Source organism: Pseudomonas sp. 10S4 (assembly GCF_034344865.1).
GTDB lineage: Bacteria > Pseudomonadota > Gammaproteobacteria > Pseudomonadales > Pseudomonadaceae > Aquipseudomonas.
In genome coordinates, this window is the sequence record NZ_CP133774.1 from 7,260,442 (window position 1) to 7,270,762 (window position 10,321).

A 10,321-nucleotide genomic window follows, 5' to 3' on the forward strand; every position below is an offset into this window, starting at 1 on the left:
CCGCATGCGCCGCGTCGTTATCACTGGTCTGGGCATCGTTTCGTGCCTGGGCAATGACAAAGAGACCGTCTCCGCTAACCTGCGTGCAAGCCGCCCTGGCATCCGGTTTAACCCGGAATATGCTGAAATGGGTCTGCGTAGCCAGGTTTCCGGCTCCATTGACCTTCCTCTCGAAGAGTTGATCGATCGCAAGATCTATCGCTTCGTTGGCCACGCAGCGGCTTACGCCTACCTGGCCATGAAAGACGCTATTGCTGACTCCGGCCTGACCGAAGAGCAAGTGTCCAACCCGCGTACCGGCCTGATCGCCGGTTCCGGTGGCGCCTCCACGCTGAACCAGATGGAAGCGCTGGACATCCTGCGCGAGAAAGGCGTGAAGCGCGTTGGCCCATACCGTGTAACGCGGACCATGAGCAGCACCGTTTCCGCTTGCCTGGCCACCCCGTTCAAGATCAAGGGCCTGAACTACTCCATCGCTTCTGCCTGCGCCACCAGTGCTCACTGCATCGGTACCGCCATGGAACAGATCCAGATGGGCAAGCAGGACATCGTGTTCGCCGGCGGCGGTGAAGAAGAACATTGGAGCCAGTCGTTCCTGTTCGACGCCATGGGCGCATTGTCCAGCAAGCGCAACGACACCCCTGAACAAGCCTCCCGTGCCTACGATGCCGACCGTGACGGTTTCGTCATCGCTGGCGGTGGCGGCATGGTCGTGGTTGAAGAGCTGGAACACGCTCTGGCTCGCGGCGCGAAGATCTACGCGGAAATCGTTGGCTACGGCGCGACGTCCGACGGCTACGACATGGTCGCTCCAAGCGGCGAAGGCGCCATCCGCTGCATGCAGATGGCCATGTCCACCGTTGACACCCCGATCGACTACCTGAACACCCACGGCACCTCGACTCCGGTCGGCGACGTCGCGGAAATGAAAGGTGTGCGTGAAGTGTTCGGCACCAACGCTCCGGCCATCAGCTCCACCAAGAGCCTGTCGGGTCACTCCCTGGGCGCCGCCGGCGTTCACGAAGCGATCTACTGCATGCTAATGATGGAAGGCAACTTCATGGCGGGTTCCGCCAACATCGACGAACTGGACCCGGAAGTGGCGGACATGCCGATTCTGACCAAGACTCGCGAAGATGCCACCATCAACACTGTGATGAGCAACAGCTTCGGTTTCGGTGGCACCAATGCCACGCTGGTACTGAAGCGCTGGGCCGGCAAGTAATACCCCGCCGCCTCGCTGCACACAAAAACGCCCCGACTGGTTCGGGGCGTTTTTTTCGTCTGGAAAAACTGGCTCGTCCTGCCAACACAAAACCTGTGGGAGCGAGCTTGCTCGCGATGGCGTCGGCATAGCTAAAATAAAGGTTGCCTGACACAACGCTATCGCGAGCAAGCTCGCTCCCACAGGGGATTAGCGCCTGGTTCAGGCAACGGTTTTGTTCAGTGCGAACATGAAACTTTTGTCATTTAACTCAGCAGCCTGCGACCGAATGTCGCGTGTTTAGCGGCCTGCGGGACTTTTGCAGATTTCGCAATTATTCGTTACCGAACGAAAGCGTTTACTTAGGAAGCTAACAAAATATATAACAGAGGCCTGCACACGCCTTGGTGCAGGTAACTGAGATTGGAGCTAGCAGATGACTGTAAAAGTAACTGAACGCGACGATTCACATAAATCCCACGAAGGCATCGCCGCCGGTATCCGCATCTGGGATGTACATCAACAAGACATGCTGGTGGGGATGTTCCATTCCGAGACTGACGCCCACAACTACAAGTCCGAACTGGAAACACTGGAGCAAAAACGCGAAGCGCGTTCCGCCTAGGCGCAAAGCATAAGCAATTACAGCATTGAAAACGACAAACCCCGCCATGAGCGGGGTTTGTCGTTGTTGCAGGCCTTAAAGGCTTACCACATCAGATCATCAGGAATCTGATAGGCCGCGTACGGATCGTCCTCGGCAGCGACTTCTTCTGTCTTGACGTTCAGCTGCACGATCCGCTGTGGATCACGCTCCTGGATCTTCAGGGCCGCCTCACGCGGGATCACTTCGTAACCGCCAGCATGGTGCACGATCGCCAGGAAACCATTGCTGAGCTGGTTGCGCATCAGCGTGTTGACCGAGAGGCGCTTGACCTTCTTGTCGTCCACGAAGTTGTAGTAGTCCTCGGTGGTCAACTTCGGCAGGCGCGAGACTTCGATCAATTGCTTGACCTGGGCCGCACGAGCCTTCGCCTCAGCCTTTTCTTGCTGCTGACGGTTGAGCTCCTGGTCACGCTTGACCTTCTCGGCCAAGGCTTCCTGAGCCAGGCGCTGCTGGGTGTCATCCTGTTCGATCTGGCCTTTGTGAACCAGACGTTGCTGCTTCTGCTTGTCTTTGCCGACCTGTTTGGCCTGCTTTTGGTTGACCAGCCCTGCTTTGAGCAACTGGTCGCGAAGGGAAATGCTCATGGTGCTTATTTCTCACTTAGGCAACTGCTCAACCGCAGCTGGGCAAATTCTTTTCCTGACGTTTGGCTTCGCCCCACAAGGCGTCCAACTCTTCGAGGGTGCAATCTTCTATGGGACGGTGGGTGTCGCGCAATGCCTGTTCGATAAAACGGAAGCGTCTTTCGAATTTGCTATTCGCGCCGCGCAAGGCGGTTTCCGGATCGACCTTGAGATGCCGCGCCAGATTGACCACGGAAAACAGCAGATCACCGACTTCGTCGGCAATCGCCGCCGAGTCATTGTCGGCCATGGCTTCGAGCACTTCATCGAGTTCTTCGCGGACCTTATCGAGCACCGGTAACGCATCGGGCCAGTCGAAACCGACCTGCCCTGCCCGCTTCTGCAACTTCGCCGAGCGGGACAGTGCTGGTAGCGCAGCAGGCACATCATCGAGCAAGGACAGTTGCTGCGGCGCGGCTGACTTCTCGGCCCGTTCTTCAGCCTTGATCTCTTCCCAGCGCTGCTTGACCTGTTCTTCATTCAGACGCGGGACGTCCAGCGGTGCGTACAGATCACCGGTAGGGAATACGTGAGGATGACGACGAATCAGTTTGCGGGTGATGCTGTCGATGACGCCGGCAAATTCGAAGCGCCCTTCTTCCCGGGCCAGTTGGCTGTAATAAACCACCTGGAACAGCAAATCGCCTAACTCACCCTGCAAGTGATCGAAGTCACCACGCTCGATGGCGTCGGCGACTTCGTAAGCTTCTTCCAGGGTGTGCGGGACGATGGTGGCGTAGGTTTGCTTGATGTCCCACGGGCAGCCGAACTGCGGGTCGCGCAGGCGGTTCATCAGGTGCAATAAATCTTCGAGTGAATACATCAATCAATCTCTACACAAAACCAATGTGGGAGCGAGCTTGCTCGCGATTGCGGTGTGTCAGGCAACGGTGATGTCGACTGACACGCCCTCATCGCGAGCAAGCTCGCTCCCACAGGGATAATCATCACGGCGTGCGGTTACGCCGGGTTTCGATGATGTTCGGCAATTGGGAAATTCGTCCCAGCAACCGGCCCAATGCATCCAGCCCTGGAATCTCGATGGTCAGGGACATCAACGCAGTGTTGTCCTCTTTGTTCGAGCGGGTGTTGACCGCCAGCACGTTGATCCGCTCGTTGAGCAGCACCTGGGACACGTCACGCAGCAGACCGGAACGGTCGTAGGCGCGGATGATGATGTCCACCGGGTAGGTGAGCACCGGCACCGGGCCCCAACTGACCTGAATGATCCGCTCCGGCTCGCGCCCGCCCAGTTGCAGCACCGAGGCGCAGTCCTGACGGTGAATGCTCACGCCGCGGCCCTGGGTGATGTAACCGACGATTGCATCGCCCGGCAACGGCTGGCAGCAGCCGGCCATTTGGGTCATCAGGTTGCCGACGCCCTGGATCTGAATGTCGCCGCGCTTGCCAGGCTTGTAGCCGGTGGCTTTGCGTGGAATCAATTCCAGCTGTTCGTTGCCGCGTTCCGGCTCGACCAGTTGCTGCGCCAGATTGACCAGTTGCGCCAGACGCAAATCGCCGGCACCGAGGGCGGCGAACATGTCCTCGGCAGTCTTCATGTTGGCCTTTTCGGCCAACTTGTCGAAATCCACCGCTGGCAAACCCAGGCGCGTGAGTTCGCGCTCGAGCAAGGTCTTGCCGGCCGCGACGTTCTGATCGCGAGCCTGCAATTTGAACCAATGAACGATCTTCGCACGCGCCCGCGAGGTGGTGACGTAACCCAGGTTCGAGTTCAGCCAGTCACGGCTCGGGGTACCGTGTTTGCTGGTGATGATCTCGACCTGCTCACCGGTTTGCAGGCTGTAGTTGAGCGGTACGATGCGCCCGTTGATCTTCGCGCCACGGCAGTTGTGACCGATTTCGGTGTGTACGCGGTAAGCGAAGTCCAGCGGCGTCGAGCCTTTCGGCAAGTCGATAGCGTGACCGTCCGGGGTGAAGATGTAGACCCGGTCCGGCTCGATATCGACCCGCAGCTGTTCCGCCAGGCCACCAATGTCGCCGAGCTCTTCGTGCCACTCGAGGACCTGACGCAGCCAGGAGATTTTCTCTTCGTACTGGTTGGAGCCGGCTTTGACGTCGGTGCCCTTGTAGCGCCAGTGCGCGCAAACCCCCAACTCGGCTTCTTCGTGCATGGCGTGCGTTCGGATCTGCACTTCCAGCACCTTGCCTTCCGGACCGATTACCGCGGTGTGCAGCGAGCGGTAGCCGTTCTCTTTCGGGTTGGCGATGTAGTCGTCGAACTCTTTCGGGATGTGCCGCCACAAGGTGTGGACGATGCCGAGCGCGGTGTAGCAGTCGCGCATTTCCGGCACCAGCACGCGCACGGCGCGCACGTCGTAGATCTGGCTGAACTCCAGACCCTTGCGCTGCATTTTGCGCCAGATAGAATAGATGTGTTTGGCCCGGCCGCTGATGTCGGCATCGACGCCGGTGGCGGTCAGCTCATTCTTCAACTGACTCATCACGTCGGCGATGAAGCGCTCGCGATCCAGTCGCCGCTCATGCAGCAACTTGGCGATCTGCTTGTACTGGTCAGGCTCAAGGTAACGGAAGGACAAGTCCTCCAGCTCCCACTTGATATGACCGATACCGAGGCGGTGGGCGAGCGGCGCGTAGATGTCGAAGACTTCACGGGCGACGCGGTTGCGCTTTTCGTCGTCGGCGGTTTTCACCGCTCGGATCGCGCAGGTGCGTTCGGCCAGTTTGATCAGCGCGACGCGAACGTCGTCGACCATGGCCACGAGCATCTTGCGCAGGTTTTCCACCTGGCCCTGAGTGCCCAGCACCAAGGATTGACGGGGGCTCAGGCTCGCGCTGATCGCCGCCATGCGCAACACGCCGTCGATGAGTTTGGTGACGACAGGGCCAAAGCGCTGGCTAACCGCCGGCAACTGGATCTGGCCTTCGCGCACGCCGCGATACAGGATCGCGGCCACCAACGAATCCTGATCGAGCTTGAGGTCAGCGAGAATTTCGGCGATCTCAAGGCCCGTGCGAAAACTCGAGGTCCCTTCGGACCAGAGGTTTTTCGCCGCATTGGCTTGCTGTTCAGACGCACGAGCGAACTCGCACGCTTCTTTCAAGGCTTCGCGATCCAGTGCCTGATCGACAGTGACCGCGTGATCGAGCCAAGCCTCGAGATTGATACTGCCGTCGGTGTTGATCGGCTGGTGTGCTCTCACCTGTACCATCTTGCTTTACCTTCCCTACGACGCAGATTCAATGCGTCAAATCGCTGACCTTCATTGCCCGTGAGCCCGCGCCGGGCTGGAGCGCGGCTGCACAGGCGGCCAGTCGGACCAGACGAGCCATCCTAGCTCGCTTCAAATAACGCCATGGCCTCGACATGTGCCGTTTGAGGAAACATATCGAGAATCCCGGCACGTTTTAACCGGTAGCCCTGCTTGATCAATTCGACCGTATCGCGCGCCAGAGTTGCAGGGTTGCACGACACATACACCAACCGTTCGGCGCCCAGGGACTTGAGCTTGCGCACCACCTCAAAAGCACCATCACGTGGTGGGTCCAAGAGTACCGCACAAAAGCCTTCGCGCGCCCATTCGGCATCAGTCAAAGGCTGGGATAAATCGGCCTGAAAAAACTTCGCGTTATGCAGATTGTTGCTAGCGGCGTTCGCGGCAGCGCGCTCGACCATCGCTTGCACACCTTCCACCGCCACCACTTCGCGAACGGTTTTGGCCAGCGGCAAGGCAAAATTGCCTAGACCACAGAACAGATCGAGGACACGCTGATCCGCTTGCGGTTTGAGCCAGTCCAGCGCCTGGGCGACCATCGCTTCGTTGACCCCGGCGTTGACCTGGATGAAATCCCCCGGCCGATACGCCAGGCTCAAGTCCCACTGTTCCAGGCGATAACCCAGCTGTTGAGTGACATCGACCGGTTGCGGCTCGCCATCGCCATGCAGCCACAACTGGGCTTCATGGAACGCACAAAAATCCTTGAGGATCGTCATGTCGGCGTCGGACAACGGCGCCATGTGCCGCAGCAATACCGCCAACGACGAACCACTGAACAATTCCACATGCCCCAGCGCCTGAGGTTTGCTCAAGCGGCGGAGCATCTCCGGCAAGCGGGTCATGATCGGTTGCAAGGGCTGTACCAGCACCGTGCATTCGGTGATCGCAACGATGTCCTGACTGCCCGCAGCGCGAAAACCGACTTCGAGTTTTTTCGCCTTCATGTCCCAGCGCACCGCCACACGGGCGCGACGCCGGTAACCGAATTCCGGACCGCTCAACGGCGCGGCCCACTCTTCGGGTTCGACCCCGGCCACCTTGGACAACTGCTCGGCGAGCATGCGCTGTTTCAGGGCGAGTTGTTCGTTGTGGGGCAAGTGCTGCACGCTGCAACCGCCACAGCGACCAGCGTGCGGGCACGGTGCCGGGCGACGCAGTTCGCTGGCCTGGAACACCCGTTCGGTGCGTGCCTCGACCACTTTACCGTGGGCACCCAAGACTCGCGCCTCGACTTCCTCACCGGCCAATGCGCCGATGACGAACCAGGTGCGACCTTCAAAAAACGCGATACCGCGACCGTCGTTAGCCAGGCGCTCGATGTTCAAGCGCTGCTTTTTGCCGGTCGGAATTTGCGGGGCCTTGCTGCCGCCCGTGGGCTGGAAGCGCAGGCCTCTCTCTTGCTTGGCCATCAGTTAGGCGCGTCGAAAATGCCGGTCGACAAGTAACGGTCGCCACGGTCGCAGATGATCGCGACGATCACCGCGTTTTCAACTTCCTGGGACAGACGCAGCATCGCTGCCACCGCACCGCCCGAGGACACACCACAAAAAATGCCTTCTTCGCGTGCCAGACGACGGGTCACGTCTTCGGCTTCGCTTTGCGCCATGTCGACGATGCGGTCGACACGATCAGCTTGATAAATCTTCGGCAGGTATTCCTGCGGCCAGCGACGGATGCCCGGAATCGCCGAGCCTTCCATCGGTTGCAGACCGACGATCTGCACGTTGTCGTTCTGCTCTTTCAAGTAGCGCGACACGCCCATGATGGTCCCGGTGGTGCCCATCGAACTGACGAAATGAGTGATGGTGCCCTCGGTCTGGCGCCAGATTTCCGGGCCGGTGGTGGTGTAGTGCGCCTCGGGATTATCCCCGTTGGCGAACTGGTCCAGCACCTTGCCACGGCCTTCGGCTTCCATTCGCTGAGCGAGGTCGCGAGCGCCTTCCATGCCTTCTTCCTGGGTGACCAGAATCAGCTCGGCGCCATAGGCGGTCATCGCAGCTTTGCGTTCGGCGCTGGAGTTGTCCGGCATGATCAGGATCATCTTGTAACCCTTGATCGCGGCGGCCATGGCCAGCGCAATCCCGGTGTTACCCGAGGTCGCTTCGATCAGCGTATCGCCGACGTGGATCTGCCCACGCAACTCGGCGCGAGTGATCATCGACAACGCCGGCCGGTCCTTGACCGAACCCGCCGGGTTATTCCCTTCGAGCTTGAGCAAAAGGGTGTTGCTGGTGGCGCCAGGCAGGCGCTGCAAACGAACCAGCGGAGTGTTGCCGACGCAATCGGCAATGGTTGGGTACTGCAAGGTCATGGCGTATTCGCAATCCAGACTGCGGGGGCGCCTATCATACCGGCAAACGTTGGCAGGCCATATCACGCAAAGTGCGGTGCTTATGGCTTATGGGAATAAGCGCGGGGTTTGCAGCGAAAGAAATCCTACACAAATGGGTAATAGCTCCGTAGGAACAAGGATTGCCCACGATGATTCTGCAATACACAACGATGTTTCCGGACAATCGCCTAGGATATTTCCCGCAGGTTTTGGCGGCTTTCATGAACTAGTGAGTAAAAGATTTCATTGATAGTCTTTTGGTCGCATTCCGCGCTCCCTAGCGAAATGAAGCACATGCAAACATCCTGAAGGACTCTAAATCAATGTCCGAAACCTTGACTTTATTTCGCTCTGAAGTTGCTAACGCGAAGAACGAACAACACTTCGGTCGCGTGCTGATCCATCAACCCTGGGGATATGGTGTAGCCGCCATCTTGGCTAGTATGTTGATACTACTGTTGATGACCTATGCCTACTTCGGAACCTATACCCGTAAATCAACTGTTAATGGCTTGCTTATGCCAGAGCAGGGAATGTTGCGTTTAACGTCTGTGGGCACAGGATTACTAACAGAGGTTCTTGCTAAGGAGGGACAAGCCGTTGAGATCGGCCAAGCTTTATTCATAGTTTCTGGCGAACGCTTCGGTACAACGGGCGGTGTACAAAATCTCATCTCAGAGCAACTTACTCAACGCATACAGATAACTGAGCGAAACCTCAACTTGGCGAACGAGCGTCGGAGAGGACAGCTACTCATGCTTGATGGTCGCCTCACTGCGATTACCGAAGAACTGAGTCAATTTCGAGAAGAAATACGACTGCTAAAACGGCGGGTAGCACTGGCTGAAACACAACAGCAACGACAGCACGAACTGGCAGCAGTTGACTTCATTTCGGTTGCACAGCTTCAAAAAGGAGAAGGGGAATTTCTAGCGCTGCAGGGGCAACAGCAAAGTATTCAACGCGCTCGTGCGAGTCTCAATCGCGAACGCATGGAACTGGTGGCGCAAAGACAAGAGGTCGAATTGCGACATCGCGCTGAGACTGCAGAGATAGATAACAGTATTTCCCTGGTCAGGCAGGAGCAGGCGGAAAACGAAGTTCGCCGAAAACAGATAAGCGTGGCACCGTTTGCCGGTACCGTCACTGGTTTGAACGTGCAAAAAGGTCAACAAGTCGAGGCCGGCTCACTGCTGGCTAGCCTTATCCCTCAAGGAGAAAATCTTACTGCTCACTTATATGTCGCTTCTCGTCAAGCGGGGTTTATAGAGAAAGGGCAGACCGTGTTAATCCGCTACGCCGCCTACCCTTATCAGAAATTCGGCATGGCCCGAGGACGGATCTTAGAATTGACGAAGAGCCCCTACGCAGCTCAGGAGTTACCTACCCATATTGCAAGTGCTCTTTATAGCACCGCTCCGCCGTCTGAGCTTTTTTATCGCGTAACCGTTGCACTCGATTCACAGAACATCGCCGTCTACGGTAATTCACACCCCCTGCAAGCAGGCATGCTATTGGAAGCCGATATTCTCCAGGACGAACGTCGCCTTTATGAATGGGCTCTGGAACCGATTTACTCTCTCACAGGCAAACATCTCTATTAAACAGCATTTAAACAGAAACAACAGGGAGCGGTAAACATATGACAAAAAGGAGCAAGAAGTCCTAAAATCACTTCTCCAAGGACATACCAACAAACAAATCGCCATATTACTTGGAATAAGCAATTTCACAGTACGCGATCACGTTTCTTCAATTCTACGTAAGAAAGGAGCCGGATCAAGGGCGGAGTTATTCGCAGCAGAAATAGGCCAAAGAAAGCCTTAACCCCTACATTTATAGGATTAAAAAATCTCGCCAAGTGAATTACACTTCCAATCACACCCAAAACAATACAATCCGTTTTTATTGCCAATGATACAGCGCCCAGCAAATACCAATTATCGGCTACCACCTTGACAAGTAAAAGCGCAACCAATTCAACCCCATCCTTAAACCAAAGATAAAAACAGAGGACTTAAGCCCAATGGTCGACCACAACCTTGGAGAATCGAGTGAAGGATGGAGCATAGTTGTATTGGTATTCGCTTTGTAGAAGGCACTGTATCGAACGCCCTAATCTCCGCCCTTCCAATAACTCTTTATTTTATTTTCTTTTATTGGATATTCAGATTGTTACGCTTACGATGGGACCACCTAAAAGCTTATTCATTACTCTCCTTACTTCATATAATTCCC

Annotated in this window: 8 protein-coding genes and 1 pseudogene; 4 read left to right on the forward strand and 5 right to left on the reverse strand. The window is 56.7% G+C overall.

All coding sequences use genetic code 11. From position 1 onward, the window contains the following. The first annotated feature begins 4 nt into the window (after positions 1-4). Together fabB and RHM58_RS33790 are read left to right on the forward strand one after the other, a co-directional pair. Positions 5-1,225 carry a beta-ketoacyl-ACP synthase I gene (gene fabB, locus RHM58_RS33785; protein WP_201205842.1) on the forward strand — a complete coding sequence of 407 codons (1,221 nt, stop codon included), beginning with the start codon at positions 5-7 and terminating at the stop codon, positions 1,223-1,225. A 415-nt stretch (positions 1,226-1,640) separates the two neighbouring features. After that, complete coding sequence (locus RHM58_RS33790; protein ID WP_201205844.1) at positions 1,641-1,829, forward strand: hypothetical protein; 189 nt, start codon at positions 1,641-1,643, stop codon at positions 1,827-1,829. An 83-nt stretch (positions 1,830-1,912) separates the two neighbouring features. Here the strand turns inward: RHM58_RS33790 and RHM58_RS33795 are convergent, their stop codons facing one another. The 5 genes from RHM58_RS33795 to cysM form a co-directional block, all read right to left on the reverse strand. Further along, positions 1,913-2,455 (reverse strand): DUF2058 domain-containing protein, encoded by a 543-nt coding sequence (locus tag RHM58_RS33795; RefSeq protein ID WP_201205846.1) that lies wholly within the window; start codon positions 2,453-2,455, stop codon positions 1,913-1,915. Between the two features lie 28 nt (positions 2,456-2,483). Then, positions 2,484-3,317 carry a nucleoside triphosphate pyrophosphohydrolase gene (mazG, locus tag RHM58_RS33800; RefSeq protein WP_201205848.1) on the reverse strand — a complete coding sequence of 278 codons (834 nt, stop codon included), beginning with the start codon at positions 3,315-3,317 and terminating at the stop codon, positions 2,484-2,486. 124 nt (positions 3,318-3,441) lie between these two features. Beyond that, on the reverse strand, positions 3,442-5,685 hold the full coding sequence (relA, locus tag RHM58_RS33805; RefSeq protein WP_201191607.1) for a GTP diphosphokinase: 2,244 nt from the start codon (positions 5,683-5,685) through the stop codon (positions 3,442-3,444). 122 nt (positions 5,686-5,807) lie between these two features. Next, positions 5,808-7,160, reverse strand: coding sequence for a 23S rRNA (uracil(1939)-C(5))-methyltransferase RlmD (gene rlmD, locus RHM58_RS33810; RefSeq protein WP_201205850.1), 1,353 nt, complete (start codon positions 7,158-7,160; stop codon positions 5,808-5,810). Beyond that, positions 7,160-8,062: a cysteine synthase CysM gene (gene cysM, locus RHM58_RS33815; protein WP_201205853.1), complete on the reverse strand. Its 903-nt coding sequence runs from the start codon at positions 8,060-8,062 to the stop codon at positions 7,160-7,162. The genes rlmD and cysM overlap by 1 nt, the downstream gene beginning before the upstream one ends. A gap of 344 nt (positions 8,063-8,406) precedes the next feature. Between cysM and RHM58_RS33820 the strand changes: the two genes are divergently transcribed. Together RHM58_RS33820 and RHM58_RS33825 are read left to right on the forward strand one after the other, a co-directional pair. Further along, positions 8,407-9,687, forward strand: coding sequence for an HlyD family secretion protein (locus RHM58_RS33820; RefSeq protein WP_322269348.1), 1,281 nt, complete (start codon positions 8,407-8,409; stop codon positions 9,685-9,687). A 46-nt stretch (positions 9,688-9,733) separates the two neighbouring features. Then, positions 9,734-9,910 (forward strand): annotated as a pseudogene (locus RHM58_RS33825) (LuxR C-terminal-related transcriptional regulator); the annotation flags it as partial. Positions 9,911-10,321 lie beyond the last annotated feature (411 nt).